This window comes from Paenibacillus endophyticus (assembly GCF_014192395.1).
In the GTDB taxonomy this organism is placed as follows: Bacteria; Bacillota; Bacilli; order Paenibacillales; family Paenibacillaceae; genus Pristimantibacillus; species Pristimantibacillus endophyticus.
Genome location: NZ_JACHXW010000001.1, coordinates 644,156 through 663,668, shown reverse-complemented (window position 1 = coordinate 663,668; position 19,513 = coordinate 644,156). Strand labels below are relative to the sequence as shown.

General features: G+C 45.3%; 14 protein-coding genes and 1 pseudogene. 4 read left to right on the top strand and 11 right to left on the bottom strand.

Annotation, left to right across the window (positions count from 1 at the left end; all coding sequences use genetic code 11):
- Positions 1 to 53 precede the first annotated feature (53 nt).
- The 4 genes from FHS16_RS02650 to FHS16_RS02635 form a co-directional block, all read right to left on the bottom strand.
- On the bottom strand, positions 54 to 2,501 hold the full coding sequence (locus tag FHS16_RS02650; RefSeq protein ID WP_183558417.1) for a glycoside hydrolase family 38 N-terminal domain-containing protein: 2,448 nt from the start codon (positions 2,499 to 2,501) through the stop codon (positions 54 to 56).
- 267 nt (positions 2,502 to 2,768) lie between these two features.
- The gene (locus FHS16_RS02645; protein WP_183558415.1) at positions 2,769 to 3,692 is read right to left on the bottom strand and encodes an ROK family protein; all 924 of its coding nucleotides are present in this window, start codon (positions 3,690 to 3,692) and stop codon (positions 2,769 to 2,771) included.
- Positions 3,693 to 3,704: 12 nt separating this feature from the next.
- Positions 3,705 to 5,450, bottom strand: a complete 1,746-nt coding sequence (locus tag FHS16_RS02640) for a class I mannose-6-phosphate isomerase (protein ID WP_183558413.1) — start codon at positions 5,448 to 5,450, stop codon at positions 3,705 to 3,707.
- A 90-nt stretch (positions 5,451 to 5,540) separates the two neighbouring features.
- Positions 5,541 to 6,314 (bottom strand): DeoR/GlpR family DNA-binding transcription regulator, encoded by a 774-nt coding sequence (locus FHS16_RS02635; protein WP_183558411.1) that lies wholly within the window; start codon positions 6,312 to 6,314, stop codon positions 5,541 to 5,543.
- 163 nt (positions 6,315 to 6,477) lie between these two features.
- Here FHS16_RS02635 and FHS16_RS02630 point away from each other — a divergent pair, with 163 nt between their 5' ends.
- From FHS16_RS02630 to FHS16_RS32820, 4 genes and pseudogenes are all read left to right on the top strand, one after another.
- The gene (locus FHS16_RS02630) at positions 6,478 to 7,950 is read left to right on the top strand and encodes a spore germination protein (protein ID WP_183558408.1); all 1,473 of its coding nucleotides are present in this window, start codon (positions 6,478 to 6,480) and stop codon (positions 7,948 to 7,950) included.
- A gap of 26 nt (positions 7,951 to 7,976) precedes the next feature.
- Complete coding sequence (locus FHS16_RS02625; RefSeq protein ID WP_183558405.1) at positions 7,977 to 9,035, top strand: Ger(x)C family spore germination protein; 1,059 nt, start codon at positions 7,977 to 7,979, stop codon at positions 9,033 to 9,035.
- Positions 9,035 to 10,144, top strand: coding sequence for a GerAB/ArcD/ProY family transporter (locus FHS16_RS02620; RefSeq protein ID WP_183558402.1), 1,110 nt, complete (start codon positions 9,035 to 9,037; stop codon positions 10,142 to 10,144). The genes FHS16_RS02625 and FHS16_RS02620 overlap by 1 nt, the downstream gene beginning before the upstream one ends.
- 33 nt (positions 10,145 to 10,177) lie before the next feature.
- Positions 10,178 to 10,337 (top strand): annotated as a pseudogene (locus tag FHS16_RS32820) (IS1182 family transposase); the annotation flags it as partial.
- Positions 10,338 to 10,444: 107 nt separating this feature from the next.
- On the opposite strand, the gene FHS16_RS02615 reads toward FHS16_RS32820, so the two are convergent.
- The 7 genes from FHS16_RS02615 to FHS16_RS02585 form a co-directional block, all read right to left on the bottom strand.
- Positions 10,445 to 12,010: an FAD-dependent oxidoreductase gene (locus tag FHS16_RS02615; protein ID WP_183558399.1), complete on the bottom strand. Its 1,566-nt coding sequence runs from the start codon at positions 12,008 to 12,010 to the stop codon at positions 10,445 to 10,447.
- Positions 12,003 to 13,229: a glycoside hydrolase family 130 protein gene (locus FHS16_RS02610; RefSeq protein ID WP_183558396.1), complete on the bottom strand. Its 1,227-nt coding sequence runs from the start codon at positions 13,227 to 13,229 to the stop codon at positions 12,003 to 12,005. Before FHS16_RS02610 ends, FHS16_RS02615 begins: the two co-directional genes overlap by 8 nt.
- A gap of 33 nt (positions 13,230 to 13,262) precedes the next feature.
- The gene (locus FHS16_RS02605; RefSeq protein WP_183558393.1) at positions 13,263 to 14,087 is read right to left on the bottom strand and encodes a carbohydrate ABC transporter permease; all 825 of its coding nucleotides are present in this window, start codon (positions 14,085 to 14,087) and stop codon (positions 13,263 to 13,265) included.
- Positions 14,084 to 14,968, bottom strand: a complete 885-nt coding sequence (locus FHS16_RS02600) for a carbohydrate ABC transporter permease (RefSeq protein ID WP_183558390.1) — start codon at positions 14,966 to 14,968, stop codon at positions 14,084 to 14,086. The genes FHS16_RS02605 and FHS16_RS02600 overlap by 4 nt, the downstream gene beginning before the upstream one ends.
- A 73-nt stretch (positions 14,969 to 15,041) precedes the next feature.
- The gene (locus FHS16_RS02595; RefSeq protein WP_183558387.1) at positions 15,042 to 16,370 is read right to left on the bottom strand and encodes an ABC transporter substrate-binding protein; all 1,329 of its coding nucleotides are present in this window, start codon (positions 16,368 to 16,370) and stop codon (positions 15,042 to 15,044) included.
- Between the two features lie 192 nt (positions 16,371 to 16,562).
- The gene (locus tag FHS16_RS02590) at positions 16,563 to 18,347 is read right to left on the bottom strand and encodes a sensor histidine kinase (protein ID WP_183558384.1); all 1,785 of its coding nucleotides are present in this window, start codon (positions 18,345 to 18,347) and stop codon (positions 16,563 to 16,565) included.
- Positions 18,344 to 19,363, bottom strand: a complete 1,020-nt coding sequence (locus FHS16_RS02585) for a response regulator transcription factor (RefSeq protein ID WP_183558381.1) — start codon at positions 19,361 to 19,363, stop codon at positions 18,344 to 18,346. The genes FHS16_RS02590 and FHS16_RS02585 overlap by 4 nt, the downstream gene beginning before the upstream one ends.
- Between the last annotated feature and the right edge of the window lie 150 nt (positions 19,364 to 19,513).

Here is a 19,513-nt window from a genome sequence, read left to right as displayed (position 1 = left end):
GAGCAAAAAAAGGGCATCTTTAATAAGATGCAGCCCTTTTTTGGTTTATCGATTTATTTTGTTCGAAACGCTACCGTTCCTGCATTTACACTGTGGCACAGCTGGATCGCCTTCTCCGCTGTATTCACGTCGCTACCCCATTGCAGCATATAACGGAACTCGTAGAAGCCGCCTAATGTTGCCTTGAAGTTCGTCTCCCAATAGTTCGTCAAAACCCATGCGTACAGCGTCTTCTTCGCATCCTCTTGTTGCTGGCCTTGAACGAGTCTTGGCCCATATTCCAAGGAACCGGTTTGCATTAGCGGCGTATCCGGCGCTGCAATTGAAAGTCCTCCTTGTGCCGATACAAGAGCAAGTCCCTCTTGAATACAATAGAAGTCCATACCGGTACCCGGTATTTGATCGATGCCCGGTCTCACGAGCGCCCCAGCTTTTTCAAGCCACAGCTCTCCGTTCTCTTCTTTGACGAAAGGCAGAGAAATGTATACGTTCTCGGGGTCCCAGACACTGTCTTTGTGGATGCGGACGGAAACATCAACTCTCGGCTGCGCCAAATACACTTTGAGGAATAACGAATAATGGCTCATTCCCTGCACCTGGTATTTCAATTCGATAATGCTGTAAATCGGTCCGTCCGTTATGGTCTTCACACCCGTAAGGACGCCGGCAGAACGCTGAACGTTCATTCCTTTTCGATTTCTTCCCATGATTCTTCTCACGTTCATCTGATCGCCATGATCACCGTGAGTCACTTCATAGACCGGGGTGAATGCTCCGCAAGACTGCTCCTGATCGATGAGTTCCTTACCTGTTTCTTTCTCGATCCATGAAACGATACCTTCCCCCGCTTTCCAAACAATCCGCACGAAACGAGATTCAATGCTGTTCTCTGTAATATGCATACGAGGCATATCTTCCTGTACAGGAGGCAACAAATCTTTGATATCATGGATGCGATCTGCTCCGCGTAAGCGGGTGCTGCTGGTCGTAATCGAGGAGGCCTGCGCAGCGTCGCGGATATAAAATCTTTTTTCTTCCTTTGCGCTAAGCTTAACCATTATGGCAATTTGATATCCTCTGCTTACCTTCTCCTGCTGGTGAGCAATCACTTGTCCCGTTTGCTCGTCGACTACCTCGAAGCCTTTTCTATAATAATCAGCTTCCCATTGCTCCTCAAGATAGAAGAATGCCAGATCTTCTACAGGGTAATCGAAGGAATTGACCACTTTATAGGTGAATGCCCTGTTTGCTCGCAGCAGCACATCGCCTCGTCCCTCCAGCACATCGTCCAAAGAAACGTATACCAGTCTGCTTGCGTTTGCGGCATAAGCTTCCTTTCTTACAGCGAGCTCCTGCACCATCATATGCCAAGGCTCCGATATCGAGGAGTGATAGCCCCAGGTATGCTCCGCGTACATGATCAATTGCTGCTCAGCTTCTGCCATTCGCTCCGGTTTCACATAGCTCGCTTCCGGATCCAATCGTTTGACCACATCGAGCGTACGTTGCGCGTTTCTGAAGATTTGCGTATGCATAGCCGTGGAAGCAACCCCGTCGGACCACCAGTCTGGCCAATCGCCTCTGTACACGGGAATGTCTGCATCCTGCTCTTTCACAAGATCGAAGAAACGATTCAACGTCGTCATTTGGATTTCCACGCGATCCCCATGCTTCTCATTCCATTCCTGAATGAAGCTCATAATTCTGCCATTTGGAGCTGAGTTATCCCGAAGAAGACCCATCACGTTTACCAAAATAAAGTCATACGGATAATTTTCTTTCTCAAGCTGCTCCAGGTATCGAGAAATGCGGGTTTCCGCATGCGTCCAGTGATCCTCAGCAATGCCCCATACCGGATTCTCATCCCGAATGGTGTAGGAGAGCGTGCCGTCCGGATTAATACCCAGATCATTGCCCATCATATAATGCTCGCCGCTCCAAACTAATATTTTCTCGCCTTTTGGAGTTTCCCAGTAGAACGGATACTGCTTGCGGCCGATCGCGAACATGCCATGGTGTGTGTGAATGCAGGAAAGCAAATTCTCGATTCCCGCGTCTGCCAATGCCTGCGCATATCCCCAGCTGTATCCGTTAATATCAGCCGTCATAGCTGACCTTACTTGAAGGCCTAGCGGACTCGCAAACTTCCCTGCTCTTGCCAGCATATTGCTCAACAGCTCGAAATTGATCAATTCGGTCATATTCAAGTACGTGCCCGATAATTCGATATCTCCCCGCTTAAGTGCATCCACGAACGCTTTCTGTTCTTCTTCCGTCGCTTCTGTCAAAAACTTCTCGACGGCCCAGAAGGTTTCGCAAGTCCATTTAAAACCTTTCCATTCACTACGTTCCTCCGTATGGGAAGCACGGCAAATTTCGATGGCTTGCCGAATGAAATCCACCTGATACTGCTCGATTTTTTCTTGCCTTTCTGTATAGCCGATATCCGTATGCGAATGATGAATCACATGAATTTTCCAATTCTTTTTAAAATTGTTCATAGGTTCGTTTCCTCCTTGGTTGCACTGCTTAACTCTGAGTGTATGACCATTATAGACAGGACGCGAAAACGAAGGATATATTACATTTTTTCGAAACATATCACTTTTTTCTGTCCTTGCGCTGCCTGCTGACCGCTCGCTCCGCTATAGGCCCGCATGGCATTTATCTTGATTTTCCTAATGTAAAAAGCTTACCCGGTTAATTATCCCGAATAAGCTTCTGGGCTGCTTGTCCTTGCACATGCAAGCGTAAACATGCTGATGCATTTATTTGACGAATTCGTATATGCCTTTGAACGTGCTCTCAAGCGTATCCTGGCTGATCGCAACCCGGACAAATATACCCAAGGCCGCCAGTTTATTTTGAAAAGCCGGCACAAACAAATGGCCGCTCTTGGAAATCTGACCCCCAAATACGATTAAGTCCGGCTGATAGGCATGCAGGGGCTGCTCCAGAATAACAGCCATTCGCTCGCCGAAGGCAGCAAAAAGCTGGATAGATGCCGGATCTCCCTCGTTTGCTAACGCGGCGAACTCATGAACATCCATACCTTTCCCATCCATCCCGAGCTCTGACGCGAGTTCAAGCACACCTCTTCTGGAAGCATAATCATCCGCGATGCCACTCTTATAGGGAATTGTGTACAGCCAGCCATTGTCAGGCACGTCAAATCGTTCCTTCACAAGCTGCCCATTCTCAAGAAAACAAGAGCCAAGCCCTGTCCCGACTGTGAGGAATACCGTTCGTTTGGCTCCAAGCGCAGTCCCGAATCCGGCCTCACCGAGCCCGAACAACGCAGCGTCGTTCTCAAAGCGGATTCGAAAATCCGGATCCAGCCTATACTTCAAGGAGGCTTCCTCCCGAATGGCTTCCTCAAGCAGATTGCCGAAAGGAAGACCATACAGGGATTCGTATTTCGCCAAGCCTTGGATGCGGCTAATTCCATTCTCGTATTCGAAAGGACCGGGGAATGCCATTCCAATTCCTCCAATCGGCTTATCGGCTGAACCTGCTCTTAACAGCACATCCGAAGCGATCGCTACGAAGCGGGCAATGATCTCGCTTGCGCCTTGGTCCGAATGAGCGTCATATTGCGCGACGGATGGACTAATAATGGAGCCATTGATGAGCGCTGCTGCTTTAATTTGCGTGCCCCCGACGTCAAAGGCAAGAATGATGGAAGAATTCATATAATACCCCCTCTATACTCGGACGTATGCTTTAATGGTGCCAATGGTTTTCCCTACGCTCGGACCACTTGGCCGAATCGAGTAAGCAGCGACATGAGCCGGAATAATGAAGGTTTCCGCATAATGTATGATGAAGGGCTCGAAGGCGCCATCCGGGCTTTCGATTGTCGCTTCTTCGCCTTCGACCAAATTCAGCATATGAACGCTTCCGTTTGACTCGTGACTAACCGGAACCGAGAACCAATGCCGGCGCGTCTCGATGAACTCAAGCGCATGAAGACCGGTTCTCTCTTCGATCCAACCCTGTCCTTCCGCAATGCGTTCTACCCTGCCGACGCATTCCGACGTTGTCCATTTGGTATCCCGGTCCCATTGAATGACCTTGCTCCCATGCTCTACATGAACGGGCCGAGGCTTGCCGTCAAGCCCGAGGCGTTCCCAATCCCACAGCTTGAAGGTGAAAATATACGGGGTCGCGCTGATCTCCAGCACCATGCAGCCCGCTCCAGAACAGTGGATGGTTCCTGCCGGAATCAAAAAATGATCATGCTTGACGGCTGGATACACATTAATGTAATCATTCGCCGGGAAGCTGTATCCGTCTTCCTGCGCCTTGTTCAGATCAGCGATCATGGCTGCCGAATCGATGCCTTCCTTCAGACCAAGATACACCTCTGCGCCTGGCGTCGCCTCGAGAATGTAATAACTTTCATCCTGCGTGTACGGCATCCCGAAATGTTCCTTGATATATTCATTTGTCGGGTGGACCTGCAAGCTCAAGCTTTGCCCGCCAATGGTGTCCAGAAAGTCGAAGCGAATCGGGAATTCGGCACCGAAGCTCTCGAATACTTTCTCTCCCAGCAGCTTAATCGATTCAAAGAACACGAGATTGATAGCGGGAAGCTCAATCCTGACCGGTCCGTATTGGAAATAGAGGCTGTTCTCCTCCGGCACTCCGTCGAAGCCCCACGCATAAGGATGCTCTCGTTTAGGCAAACCGATATTCGCTTCAAGCCATGTGCCTCCCCATACGCCGGGATCAAAATAAGGAACGAGACGGAACGGACGATTCACCGTTTGTTCAAGTCCTGCGAACAATGCGCTCTTCGATACCATCTTAGGATCGTCTTTCGCATTCGTATCCAAGTAGTAATCTATACTGCCTAGCAGTGTTTTCTTCAAATTGTCAGCCATCCGCCATTCGAAGAAGAAGCCGCGTTTGTATCGGCGGAGCATATCCTCTTCCGGGTGGCTGGTTCTCCAATTTTCGATTTCCTTGGAACGAAGACGAAGCTGGATTTCCCAACGCGCCATGTCTGCATAGACAAGAACGTCGCCTGCCGCAATAAGTGAAGCGCCGAATCCGATGACAACGATAATACCGCCGGATATCGCTTCAATCTGACTTTGGAGGGAAACGATTTTAGCTTGATCATAAAATTCATTGATTTGAAAGGAGGTCATAAATCCGAATACACGATCGTCAGTCAGAAATCCGTCTACTAAGCGATCAACTTCTATAGGGTCGATTGCCGCTTCTTCGGCTCGAAAGATCGCAGCCGGGTTCAAGAAGGAAGAAATCCCAGTTATAACTTCCTCTTGCCTGACGCCGGGATAACATTCGATAACGACAACCGTTTTCTTGCTGATACTCGCTTTATCCAATATGGTTGATCCAATTGCCTTATATCCAGTCCAAGCTTCATGTTCCCAGTTTCGAATAGAGGTGGAAGGTTCTCTGTTGTAAGCTAATTCCATGTCAAATTCACAGCTCCCTTATGTTAATTTATCATAATATATCACAAACTAACACAAATGAACATATGGTAGAGGAACAAATTGAATTTTTTAAACAATATGAAGCTCAACGCCGCTTGCTTCAATGAGCCGTCTGTCTTCTTCCCGCATTCCGCTATCCGTCACGAACACATCGATATCGGACAGCTGCGCTACTGTTGAGAAGTATCGGTTGCCAACTTTGGATGAATCCAAGAGCATAACCACCTTCTTGGCGGAGCTAATCATCGCCTTCTTCACTTGCGTATCGAGCAGGTTTGGATCCGTAAACCCATACTCAGGCGAATAGCCCAGTGCGGATAGAAACAACGTATTCGCATGATAAGCGGCAAAAAATTGCTCCGCTACCGGCCCGACAAATGTACCCGACACTTCCCTCAGCAACCCGCCGCAGCAAATGATCGCATGTCTCTCCGAGACATGCGGGCGAAACCGACTTAACGTTTCCAGCCCATTGGTTAGCACGGTCAACTGCCCGAAGGAATCCAGCAGATCCGCAATCCGGGATACCGTCGTTCCGTTCTCCAGAATAAGAACATCCTCTTCATGAATGAAATGCTCGGCCGCGAAAGCGGCCAATCGCTCTTTAATATCTTGGTTATTTGCTTGCTTGGAAGCCAGATCCGGTTCTTGAGCCAGCTTGGAGTCTTGGTAGATAACGCCTCCATGGGAACGCTGCACATGATTCTCTTGCTCCAGAGCGTTCAAGTCTCGACGAATGGTCATGCCCGATACGCCAAAATGGTCGCTGAGCTCTTTCATCGTAGCGGCGCCTCGTTCGGATAGATATATCAATATAGCTTGTTTTCGTTGTAATGGCAGCATTCGTTCACCTCTTTTTTTCACTCATTTTAACACAAATGATCAAATTCGATCAAATATTGCTTTTTAGACTATTGCACCATGTTCTGATTCCATCCAGGGAATAACTTCTAAATCAACAGTTCATAATAAGACGAATTATTTCTTTTAGACTGGTGGTTTTCGCATGCTCTCACATGTACATAAGGCATTAAAAGAGATCTCAAAATCAAATGATTTTTTACAAACAACCATCGATATAAAAGATATACGCCTTCATTTTTCATACTATAAAACGCTTATAAGCCATGAACAATTTCACCATGATTTACTCTCTTTTTTTCAACTATCGAATGGTGAAATCGAAAATGTGCATGATTTGAAAGCCTTGATTCCGATTGAAGGAATTAAAGTTCTATCAAACGTGGAAGAAATCGTGCAAAGTTTGGCTCACGGTTCAATTTTCATTCAAATGGATCCCTCTTTGGATGAAGGACTTCTAGTAGACATCGCGGATTTAAAACTGGGGCATCGTGGTTATAATGATACCGAAAATGAATACAGCGTAATCGGTCCGAAGGTCGGTTTTGTCGAAAATATCGATATCAACCTGAGTTTGCTGCGAAGAGGGCTTGTCACCGAGAAACTTATATTTGAGCAGCACATTATAGGATCACTTTCAAAAACGAGGATCGTAATCGCTTATTTGGAGGATATTACTAATCCGCAACATGTAAATACGGCAAGGCAGAGGCTCTTGGACCTAGAATTCGATGTGCTGTTTGAAACTTCTCTTCTGGAACAACTGATTACCGACAACTCGAATTCTCCTTTTCCGTTATTTATGTCAAGCGAACGGCTGGATAGAGTCATGTATTCTATGCTGAACGGGGAAGTAGCCCTTCTATGCGACGGCTCTCCTATTGTTATTACGGCACCCGTTAACTTATTTAGCTTTATTATTTCGCCCGAAGATTATTATTTGCCTTGGATTATGGGATCGTTCTTCCGTCTCATCCGTTATTTTGGAATCGCGTTTTCCATTTTGGCTACCTCTTTTTACGTTGCGATTCTTACCTTTCATTACACTGTCATTCCCAGGGATCTATTAGGACCGATTATCGAATCAAGATCCAACGTCCCCTTCCCTCCTTTGCTTGAAGTCCTTTTCTTGGAAATCACCATCGAGTTGCTGCGCGAAGCCGGTTCCAGGCTGCCTACAAAGGTCAGTCAAACGCTCGGCATCGTTGGAGGAATCATCCTTGGGCAAGCAGCGGTGCAAGCCGCGTTAACCAGTAATATATTGCTCATCATCGTTTCGCTTTCGGCATTGGCTTCCTTTACTACGCCTATCTTTAAAATGTCCAATACGATACGGTTTTTGCGTTTTCCATTGATTGTCTTGGCATCCTTGTGGGGCGGGTTAGGCATAATGATTGGTTTAATGCTCATTCTGGGACATTTATTGCGTTTGAAATCGTTGGGCTCTCCTTATATTGTGCCCCTGTTCCCTTTCCGCCACAAAAGCTTCAATGATAGCTTTATCCGCTCATCCTTTACCTTTCTATCTCACCGATTGTCATTTACGCGTCCGCTCTCGAAAAAAAGATTTACCGTGCAAAAAAACAAGGATATTGGCGACGACTATAATAATGAATAATGTGGTGCAGATTGGAGGATGTAATCATGAAAGGACAAATCCTAGCTCTATTCTGCTGTTGCCTATTATCCGGTTGCGCGCAAGCGAGGACAGTTGACCGGATTAATATCATCCAAAGCATGGGCGTAGACCTCGAAGGTGAGACGATGAAAATGACCGCTTCTTATCCTACATATATAAAAGCTTCCCAGCAACAAGCCGAAATCCCGATCACAGCGGAATCGAAAATTATGTACGGGATTTTCACTGCACTAACGACAAAGTCTTCTCAACCTGTCGAATTGGGACAAATGCGTACATTGGTCATTAGCGAAAAATTCGCACGGAACTCCATCTCCGAACTTGCCGATATCATCAATCGAGAATTCATCAAAAGCAGCAATGCTACTATTGTGGTCACCCAACAACATGCAGGCTCCATCATATCCGAAACCTCAAAAAAACCGCCTTTTTTCTTGTCGGAGCTTATCGAACAGAACATGAACCACGGGAATACGCCGATGACAAATTATCATTCATTCGTAAATCAGTATTACGGGGAAGGCCAAGATGTTTATTTGCCCGTTATCAATAAAGATCAAGGCTTATTGCAAATGGATGGTGTCGTCGTCTTTAAAGGAGACGAAATAAAACTTTGGTTAACGGGCGAAGAAGGATTATATTTGAAGTTTCTGAAGGACAAGGCTCTGACAGGCACATATGATTTCATGACCGGTCCAAAAGACATGTATTCTTTTTTCATTCTGCGCGGAAAAACCGATATCGCCATCGCGCAAACCGGAAAAACAACGATATCCCTTAAATTATACATAGCGCTCAGGGAAATTCCGAAAAAAATCAACATTCAGAAAAAAGATGAATTGCAGGCAGTAAGGAAACAAATCGAAGATAAACTATCATTAGGAATCAAAACGATGCTCATCCGATTACAAAAAAACAACGCCGACCCTATCGGCTTCGGTGAGCGATATAGGTGGAAGCAGAGATCGTTTAGCGAGAACAAGTTTTATAAAGAAATCTATCCTAATCTTGATTTCGAAGTAAAAACGAAGCTTATTATTTTACACTCAGGGGTTGGGCATTAATGCAAAATCAGGTAAAGGAAAATTACACGATATCCGGTTACTTTGTATTTTTCTTAATCGGCGCTCCCCAAGCTGCCGCTGGTATTTTGAATTTTCAGAGCCATGTCCTTCGGGATGCCGGCCAAGATTCTTGGATATCGATTATTCTCGTCGGTTTAAGCCTGCATCTCATCATCTGGATGATTTATAAGATGCTCGGCAATCCTGCTAAAGACGTCATTGACTTACATCGATTGATTTTCGGCAAACTCATGGGCAATGCCATTTCTCTATTGTTAGTCGGATACTATTTCATAATGGCTCTATTCTATTTCCGAGCTTACATTGAAATCATTCAAGTGTGGGTATTTCCAACCGTTAGAACATGGGCGATGGCAGGTCTCTTGATTTGCATGATCTATTATGTCGTATCCGGCGGGTTTAGGGTTGTAGCCGGATTCAGCTTTTTTTACATGGCTCTAATCCCACTGCTCTTTCTGCTTTACTTCCCGATTCGGCAAGGCAATATTCATCAATTATTGCCAGTTCTCAATCATTCCTTTCTTGATCTGCTTAAAGGTGCAAAATCTTCCAGTTTCATTTTTTTCGGACTTGAAGCTTTGCTTATTTACTTTCCTTTCTTAAAATCTCCCGAAAAAAACGTAAAATGGGCGCATTTCGCCCTGCTCTTCACTACATTGAAATATACGGCAATGATCATTGTAACCCTTATGTATTTTAGTCAGGGACTGCTGAAGCATACGCTATGGCCAACTTTGGCAATGTCGAAAATCATAGAGTTATCCTTCGTTGCCAGGTTCGAATATTTTTATATTTTCATGTGGCTTTTGGTTATCATCCCGACGGTTTGTATCCCTATTTGGTGCTGTACGAGAATGATGAAAAGAGTCGCTGCGCTTCAGCCTCGACTATCTTTGCCTTTTATACTGGCAGCCCTATTCATTGCCGCGCTAACGGTTAACGAGCGAATACAGATCGATGTATTAGAAAAGTACATAAATGAGATCGGATTTTATTTCATCTTTGCTTATATTCCTTTACTGTTTATTATCAATACCGTTGCATTAAAGCTTAAATCCAATGTTGATAAATCATTCAAAGACGGATGACTTATTATTCTTCATAGGATGATTGAACCGTAGAGCATGTTTAGGCAACTGAAGAACAACCGGGGGATTACAGCGATTCCTGCTTCGAGGTATGCCAAAGTTCAGCCTTAAGGTCGGTTGGTTTTCGTTCGCCCATAATTTACTCAAGAAGGCAGCAATGGAACCAAATCCAGAAATAGCGGTGCAGGGATAGGACCCTAGCACCGCCATTTCTTAATTTTCGCCAATTCATTCATGAAGTGAGCTGTCTCATCAAGCGAATGAACCTGCTTTTGAGACAGCCCCTTTTATGCAATAGATCTACAGCAATGGCCCCGCGTCAAGAATTTGCCCTGCTTCAAGCAGCTTCTCCCGAAGCACCTCGTAAGGCAGATCCTGAACCGATACGCCAAGATCCAGACAAAGCGATGCCGCTATAGCAGCTGATTGACCAAGGACCATATAGACCGGTTCCATACGGATTGACCCATACGCAGCATGAGAAGACGATAGGGTAACCGGCAATAACAGGTTCGAGCACTCTTCTCGCTTCGGACGAATGGATTGATAGCTGATCGGATAGAGCAACTCGTCATCCTCCCAGAACGTACCTTCGAGATGAACTTGACCATCCTTTGCATAATGTGATACATAGTGAGAATCGAAATAATACGTGCCGAGCCCTACCGATTCTGGAGCAGTACGCTTCTTCACCGACATCTCGGTCATCACATAATCACTGACCATCCGGCGTCCTTCCCGAATATAGATTTGTTCCGGGAAGCCGTCCTTCCCAAGGAATTCATCGGCAGCGAGCCCCCATTTTCTCATATCTTCACGTACTCCAACAGGTATCCGTTCATCATTTGCAAGGAACCATAATGTTCCAAGGGTGAAAGCACGATGCTGCGCTTCGATCCGCTCCCGCGTCGCGTAATCCCCATCCGCATAATCGTAATTGGCTCCAACAAAATCAACATGATTCGTATCTGTCTTTCGGTTAGGAATTGGCGTAAGCGTCAAAATATCATCAAGCGTCAATTTCGGATTTACTTCGAAACGACGTGCAAGCAGTTCATGAATCTTCGGATCGTAATTTTCCGGCTTGTCAATCGGCAGCTGGTTCTCTGGATCCGAGCTTAAAGTGAACCGGTAGCAATAGGCTTGTACACGGCTATCCGAAACGCCATTTGGACCCGGGCATTCAGAAAGCACATACGGAAGCAGTCCGCTCTCTGGATCTTCTTTCACTACGTACGGACTTACCCCTCCGCCTTCAAGCGGTCTATTATCGAGAATGCCATTCGTCAACTCACCGTACTGCGAGTTGGACTCCCTGCCGGTTGTATACGAGATTCCTGCCATTGCCATTAGATCGCCTTCATAACCGGAATCGATGAACAGATCAGCTTCATACTTCTTGCCGCTCTCCATCATAATGCTGACGATTCTTCCTCCCCTCTTCACAACAGCATCGTCTGAACCTAAGGCAAGCCGCTCATTCAGGACAACCTCTACTTCTGCATCTTTAAGCATCTTCACATAAATCTGACTTGCGACCTTAGGCTCAAACATCCAACGCATGCCAAGCTCCTCGTCACGGCCCAGCCAAAATCTTGTGCCCAAGAGCTCGTCATATTCATGCGGTGTTTGTCTAGACCAGCTAAGCTCATCTTGATAATACTTATAGACATTCCTGTAGAATTCACGTGAGATTCCGCCTATCCCCTTGCGGTTATTGATGTCTGTCGCGCCAAGACCGGAGCTCGTCATTCCCCCGATATGATACGTATTTGCAATTAATAGAACCTTCCTGCCAAGCCGCGCCGCCTGAACGGCCGCTGCAACGCCAGCACTCGTAGCCCCATAGACAATAACGTTATACATGAGTTAGCAAACCTCCTTGCGCATCAAAGCATTTGATATGATCGATCAAGGATTCAAAGTTAACCCAGGAAATGCCGACCTTCTGATCCGCAGCGCCATAAGCCATAATGAGCTGATCGCCAACGATAATGCCGCCTGTTGTAAATAAGCACGGCGTCGGATAATCGGTAGGAAGCTCCCAATTCTGCTGCGCATACATGAGACGGTCCGGGCAGCGATGAATGATTTCCGGGAATGCGCCGGGAACATTACGGGCAATCATGAAAGACTGCGTATAGCCGAATTCCGCATCCTTCTTGCCGTGATAAGAGATGAGCCACTCATCTGTATGAATTGCGATTGGCGGCCAGCTTGCTCCAATTCGGTTCGCTTCCCAATCGAATACACTCGTTGCCATCAATTGATGCTTAGCGTCTGCCGTTGCCAAATCCTCCAGTCGCTCAGCTGCAGCGATGTAGATGGATGGTGTCACCGTTTCTTCTCCGCCTGGAAACGCCGCTGGGGTCATTGGGCGGTGAAGAACGACGAATTGCTCCTTGCCGTCGATTTGCATTTTATGAGGGAACAGAAACACATCGCGATTGTCGCTCCGACTACCATCCGTCAACGGACATACATAAGTGAATGCTTCCTCATATTGACCAGATTTCAGTTTATCAAGATCCAGCTTGAACAGCACCGTTACTGTATTGTTCGTACGTGCTGCTTCATGGAATGGTGTATCCTGTTCATGCACCCAGGACGGTATGTAGTCATACCGTGTCTCGATTGGCGGATCCTGATCTAACATCCAATAAGGTCCAGGCGGGAACATTCGGCATGCAACAGATACATAAAGTTCACCATCAACTGGAAAAATACGCGGATCTTCTATGCATCCGTTCGCGTAATTGCGGACACGCTCGCCGTGAAGATTCGTAATATAGATTTCTTCTTGCGCCTGCTTCAAAGCAGGAATAAGGGCAGGCCGGCTGAAGTCAGCCGTCCATGTCTCTCCGAGATCGTCACTATAGGCATATCCCAGGAAGATCGGATAGGGATCAAAACAGCCCTCTTTTCTCGCCTGAGGCCATGGGCCTGTCGCTCGGAAGAGCATATGCAGCCGGCTTCCATCCGGATCTTGAACAATAGCAGGATTAAGCACCATTTTACTTGCCCAATCGCAGCCAGCCTGAGGGACTAAGGCGGGGTTAGAGGAATATTTAAATTGCGGTGTCATAGATGAACCTCTCTTTCATGTCATTCATTGAATTTAGCCTTTCAAAGCTCCGCTGCTTACTCCGCTGATAATATATTTCTGCAGAAATAAGTAGACAAGAAGAAGCGGTGTAACGACGATGACAATACCCGCTGCAAGAACGGTCCAATCGGTCGAGAATTCCCCAACAAACAAGTATAAGCCTGATGTCAGCGGCCTCTTCTCTTTATCAGTCAAATACAGATAAGGATTGATGAAATCATTCCAGACATTAATGATCTTGAGCATAGCTACAGTCGTGATCGCCGGCTTCAGTAATGGCAGAATAATGGTCAGAATGTACCGGAAATATCCGCACCCGTCAATGGAGGCTGCTTCATCTAGATCAGCCGGAATATTCTTAACAAAGCCAACAAGAATAAACACCATAAGGGCCATATTAATGCCAGAGCTAAGCAGGATATAACCACTGTAAGTATTAAGCAAAGCCGTATATTTCATGAAGAAGAGCAAAGGAACAATACCGTCGGGTAGGAACAACGTAATGCCGATTAATCCCAAGAGTGCGCCTGTGCCTCGAATATGTTTACGTGAGATCGGATAAGCTGCCATCGCCGCAATCAAGCAGGTCAAGATGGTGGAGCATGCGGTATAGATCAAGCTATTCTTAAAATTCGTAATCATGTCGCCTTGCTCCCATGCTTCAGCGAAATTATCAAAATGTAAAGATGAGGCGATCGACATGGGAGAATTCAAAAACTCGGTGTTCGTCTTAAGGGCAATGTTTAAGATCATTAGGATCGGAAGCAACATGCACAGACTGAACAAAATCAAAATGACGTGAACAAGCGTAAAGGGGAGCTTTGCTGTTAATTTCATGAGAGCTTCTCCTCCCGTCTGCGCATATAGGTTTGTACAATGACAACGACAACGGCAATAACAAGAAAATGAATGATGCCAAGCGCCGAAGCATAGCCTTGCGTACCGCTGGAATCAAAAATCGTTTTGAATACAAACATGCCGAGGGTCATGGTTGCCTCATCGGGGCCGCCATTGGTTAGAATCATAATTAAATCAAACACACGCAAGCTGCCAATAATACTCAGCAGAATGTTAATACCAATAATGGGTTGAAGCAACGGTAAAGTTAAGTAACGGAACGACTTCCAGCCCACGGCTCCGTCCACGCTTCCCGCCTCATAAATATCCTGTGAAATTCCCTGTAAACCAGCAAGGTACAGAATCATTGCATAACCAACCGAAGTCCATACTTGAACGAATATGACTATCGGCAATGCCAGCTTAGAATCTCCAAGCATACTGGAGCTAGTTCCAAACAAGCTGAGGATTTGATTCATCGGTCCCGAGTAAGGGTCAAAGATCAGTGTCCACACCAGTCCAATAATGACAACCCCTAGTACGTTCGGCATAAACAATATGGAACGATAAACGTTTTTACCGCGGATTTTCAAATTTACTAAAACGGCTAGAGCAACGCCAACAATGTTCTGAATAACAGTAGTAAAGAAGGCAAACGTAAAAGATACTTTGATTGCATTCATCAAGTCATCGAAGTTGATTGTTAAAGCGTTTTTGTAATTTTTCAGGCCAACCCATTTAAAATGATCGATATTGCCGTTGAAATCGGTCATCGAGAAAAAGAGCGTACCGAGTGCTGGATAAATCTTAAAGATGAAAAATAGAATTAACGCCGGCAGTATGGCCATCCAAGGTGCCCACGAGCGGTATGTCTTGACCATCTTTTATCCACTCCTTACTATTTTTAGTCAAGCCCCGTTAGATGTCGGGGCTTGACTTTTATCTATATTTTCTTTATTTCCAGTTAGCCTTGCTGTCTTCGTAATCCTTTTGCCATTGCTTCGCTGCTTCTTCAGGAGACATATCGCCAGTTGAAACCTTGTTGAGGAGATCAAGCGAATACGTTGAGCCTGAATTTTGAATATTCGTAAACTGGTCAACCGCATCTTTTGCAGATAGTTGATCATTGATTTGCTCTGCCAACGGATCTTTCATCGTAATGCCGTCCATAACGGGGAATTGATTCACCGTATCAATGTAAAGCTGATAGTTGTCTTTTTGGCTGAATGCTTCAAGATATTTCAGCGCAGCTTCCTTATTAGGCGATTTATTCGATATGAACCAAGCTCCGCCGATTTTTGCATAACCAATCTTGTTCTTTGCCTCGTCGTCGGTTGCAGGAACGATAAACGTGCCGACCTCAAAGTTTGGTTTTGCATCATTGATTTGCGTCAAGCTGAACGTACCGTCGATCGTCATTGCTGCTTTTCCTTGAGCGAATAGGCCAGGTGCCTGTCCGTATGCCAAGCCAAGCGAGTTCTTCTGGAAGTATGTGCTCAGTGTCTGGAATTTTGTAAATACTTCCAGCCATTCCGAATCTGTGAATTTGCTTGTCAATGCCATCACGTTAGAATTGTCTTTGCCATAAAAGTCCGAATTCGCTCCGCGTACAACTGAAGGTTCCAGCGTATGCACGATTTGTTGCATCGGCCAACCGTCTTTGCCGCCTACGAGGATCGGATCAATACCTGCTGTCTTGATCTTCTCAAGCAAAGCTGTAAATTCAGTCCATGTCTTTGGCTCTTGAAGACCAAGATCGCTGAAAATTTGCTTATTATAATAAGCAACGAGGCTGACCTTGTTCCAAGGCAGTCCGTATTGCTTACTGTCGTAAGTTAGATTCTGCAGTGCATCCTGCTTAAAGTTGTCAAGGAAGCTTTGTCCCGACAAGTCCATCCACAGCTCACGCTGATCTGCAGAGTTCATTGTTTTATAATCACCGGCTACAATGTCTACTTCGTTGGCGGCAATACGGGAGTTTTTAAGCTGCTGGTAGCTTTGAGTTGGTGTTGCGTCATATCGGACTTTAATATTCGGGTTCTCTTGCTCAAACTTGACGTTGAACTGATCGAAGAATTCTTTGTCCTCTACGCGCCAGTTAATAATGCGCAGTTCTACAGGTTCCTTTGTATCCGGCGAAGCTGTTGCAGCTGCTTCAGTTGTTGGTGCCCCGTTGTTTGCATTATGGCTTGCATTGTTCGTATTATTTGAACCACATGCGGACAATACAGCAGATGAAATCATTGCCGTTAACACCAGAGAAGCTAATTTTTTTCTCTTCATCTTCATTCCCCTTTTCCTTATCTGTGTTTGCTACATCTTCATATTATCGAAAGTTGGCTTCCGCTTGAATTCTCAATCCTCTTTATTTCGAGTCTATTTTCTTCTCTTTCGTAAAATAGAGGCAGCGTTCATGCACTTAGAAAAACAGCGGCGCAGGAATAATATCCCACACCGCTTTCTTATACACTTGCTTTAATGATGTGTTAAAGGAATCGTTACTGTCACCACCGTCCCCCTGCCTTCGAACGTATGCAGCCTTAGCCCGTAACCTTCGCCATATTGCAGATGAAGGCGGGAATGTACATTAACTAGACCATATGAACCCTCTCCCCGGTAGCTGTCAGGATCCGAGACTACTCTATCTAAACGTTTTTTCAGTGTACGGAGCAGATGTTCAGGGAGTCCTGGCCCATTATCCATCACTTCAATAATCAACTTCTCCTTATCGCTATACGCGCTGATTCGGATAACACCCTCTCCGCCTCTTGGCTCAATTGCATATTTAATTGCATTCTCGACAAGCGGCTGAAGTGTAAGCTTAACCATCCTGCATCCATAGTACTTCTCATTCACCAGTACTTCACTTGTGAATTCATCAGGGAAACGGATATGAATAATCGTGAGATACTGCTCCAAAGCCTTTAATTCCTCCGCCAGTGTCACTTCCTTTTCACGAACACTCGCCGTATAACGGTAAAAATCAGCGAGGTTATGAGTCATCTCAACCACACGCTGATTCCGCTCAAGATAAGCAATACTTTTAATAATATCTAGCGTATTGTATAGAAAATGCGGATTGATTTGGTTCTGAAGTGCTTGAATGGAAGCTTCATTCTGCCTATTCTGCAGGTGCATTTCTTTCTTTGATAAATTCATTACTTCATCAATAAGCGTAACAAGTCGATCTGTCATCCGGTTAAATTTCATGCTGAGAATTTGAATTTCGTCGGGTCCGGGGTGAAACTCCGTCCTTACTTTCAAATCACCATGCTCCATACGGTTAACCGCCGACATTAATCTGCCAATAGGTGCTACAAATCGTTTAGCTAAAGCAGGTACTACTAGAAGAACAAGCAGTAAGATAACGACCATTATAATAATCGTTGTCCGTTTCGCTGCTTTGAGACCGGAAGCCATTTCGTCCAGCGGGACAACGGATACAATGGTCCAATCTTGACTTGGCATGTCCCTAGTACCAATCAGCATACTGGTATGTTGGATGGTTTGCATTGCAGCATTCCCTTTGAAACCTAAATCTAATTCCGACAGATTAGTGTCCTGAATGAACATGCCAATAAACGCTTGATTCGGATGGAAAACCGTCTTTCCCTCATGTTTATTGATGACATAGAACTTTCCTGACTGTCCGAGCTTCGTATCGGTAAATAACCGTTTTAACTCGGTAAATTCCAGATTCAGCACTAAATGTCCCATTAACCTTCCATTATAAATGCTATAAATAGGCATCGATATCGATATTAAAGGGAATACCTCATTCCGATAATATCCGCTCTGACGCACTATGGAAACTCGAGTAGAAGTATTCGTATATTGGGCTTGCGGAATTTCAAAATCCGTTACACTTGACACAGTACGTCCATCTTTTGAAACCACCCATAAACCGGCAATATCCCATGAGTTGAATATCCGGTATGTTTCGAGTGTATTCAGTACTCCATCCTCAATCTCTCGATTCGCCTCTCCAGTTTCCTCCAACCAGCGCTGTATCTTCAAGTCTCCAATCATATTCCAAGTGGAATGCTCGACTTGCTCTAGGTAATAGTCCAGTTGATAGCCCAATCGGCTTGTTGCTTCATTGGAGGTGGCTTGATAATCACGTAGTACGGCTGTGCTGTAATTATGATTAATGAGATATCCGGTAACGAATGTACAAAGAATACAGCTGACAAGCAGAAGAAAAGTAATTTTGAATTTAATGGAGTAGTTATACCACGAGAAACGTTCCCTGAAGCTCATATCCCATTGGCCTTTCGATATTCGTTAGGCGAAACGCCTTCCATCTCTTTAAATATCCGGTTAAAGTACGACATAGTCGCATATCCGACAAGCTCGGCAATATCGTAAATTTTCAGATCAGGTTCCAGTAGCAACTGTTTAACCTTCTCCATTCGAACTTTATTGACATAATTAATTAATGTCAAACCTGTCTGTCTTTTGAACACATTGCAAAAGTGCGAAACGCTCATATGGCTTCGTTCTGCCATCTCCGTAAGAGATACATTTTTACGGTAATGCTGATCCAGATAAACGCATACCTCTCGGATCACTTTCTTATCCAATTGATAACTTTCAGTTGACTGTGCCTGGAACGAACGTTTAAGCAGCACATCGTAGTGAGAACGGATATGTTCCTCGCTCTGAGACTCATTCGCGTGAAATAAATAACTTGATTCCTTAGGTTCAACGCCAAGTCTTTCTGTCCATTTCGTATGGAGCAAACGTAATAATGCAATGTAATAAGACGGATAATTTTCGCGAAGAGCGAATACAGAATCAAGCAGCTTATGCAGTTGATGAGACAGCTCGTCCTGCTTATCTTTTGACGCAAGACCTTCGAGGAAAGCTTGTACTTTCAACAGATACATATGCCACTTGTCATTATCTTCAAGTCGTGCATATAGACGCTGCATCGCTTCTCTTAATTCTTGTTCCTTAACAGGCTTTAGCAAATACTCGGATACTTGATACTTTATCGCTTGCTGTGCATATTGAAATTTATCATACCCGCTTATGATGATGGTTTCCATCGGAAGCTTTTTCTCCGCGATTTGTTCAACCAGCCAAAGACCGTCACGCTGCGGCATCATGATGTCGGTAACAACCAGTGTCGGCCAAAGCTCCTGAAGCATATCCCATGCTTCCTTACCGTTCCGGGCTTCACCGACAACTTGAAATCCTTCCGTTGTCTCTATGATGTCTACAATCATCTTACGAATCCAGATTTCATCTTCAGCTACCAATACTTGAAACACCAGTAATCCGTCCTTTCGGTTATGGTTAGTCCTAGTATAGCATCCCCGAAACACTCAATATTACAGGATACTGCTCAATATTACGGAGTGCCGTACGATCTTGCCATATCCTGCTCAATTATTGGAGATAACCCTTACTCATTGATTACA

Bases quoted from the DNA above. Each gene is read 5' to 3' on its own strand.
- FHS16_RS02645 (WP_183558415.1), bottom strand. From the start codon at position 3,692: ATGAATTCTTCCATCATTCTTGCCTTTGACGTCGGGGGCACGCAAATT.
- FHS16_RS02600 (WP_183558390.1), bottom strand. From the start codon at position 14,968: ATGGTCAAGACATACCGCTCGTGGGCACCTTGGATGGCCATACTGCCG.
- FHS16_RS02640 (WP_183558413.1), bottom strand. From the start codon at position 5,450: ATGGAATTAGCTTACAACAGAGAACCTTCCACCTCTATTCGAAACTGG.
- FHS16_RS02595 (WP_183558387.1), bottom strand. From the start codon at position 16,370: ATGAAGAGAAAAAAATTAGCTTCTCTGGTGTTAACGGCAATGATTTCA.
- FHS16_RS02620 (WP_183558402.1), top strand. From the start codon at position 9,035: ATGCAAAATCAGGTAAAGGAAAATTACACGATATCCGGTTACTTTGTA.
- FHS16_RS02625 (WP_183558405.1), top strand. From the start codon at position 7,977: ATGAAAGGACAAATCCTAGCTCTATTCTGCTGTTGCCTATTATCCGGT.
- FHS16_RS02635 (WP_183558411.1), bottom strand. From the start codon at position 6,314: ATGCTGCCATTACAACGAAAACAAGCTATATTGATATATCTATCCGAA.
- FHS16_RS02610 (WP_183558396.1), bottom strand. From the start codon at position 13,229: ATGACACCGCAATTTAAATATTCCTCTAACCCCGCCTTAGTCCCTCAG.
- FHS16_RS02630 (WP_183558408.1), top strand. From the start codon at position 6,478: ATGCTCTCACATGTACATAAGGCATTAAAAGAGATCTCAAAATCAAAT.
- FHS16_RS02590 (WP_183558384.1), bottom strand. From the start codon at position 18,347: ATGAGCTTCAGGGAACGTTTCTCGTGGTATAACTACTCCATTAAATTC.
- FHS16_RS02650 (WP_183558417.1), bottom strand. From the start codon at position 2,501: ATGAACAATTTTAAAAAGAATTGGAAAATTCATGTGATTCATCATTCG.
- FHS16_RS02615 (WP_183558399.1), bottom strand. From the start codon at position 12,010: ATGTATAACGTTATTGTCTATGGGGCTACGAGTGCTGGCGTTGCAGCG.
- FHS16_RS02605 (WP_183558393.1), bottom strand. From the start codon at position 14,087: ATGAAATTAACAGCAAAGCTCCCCTTTACGCTTGTTCACGTCATTTTG.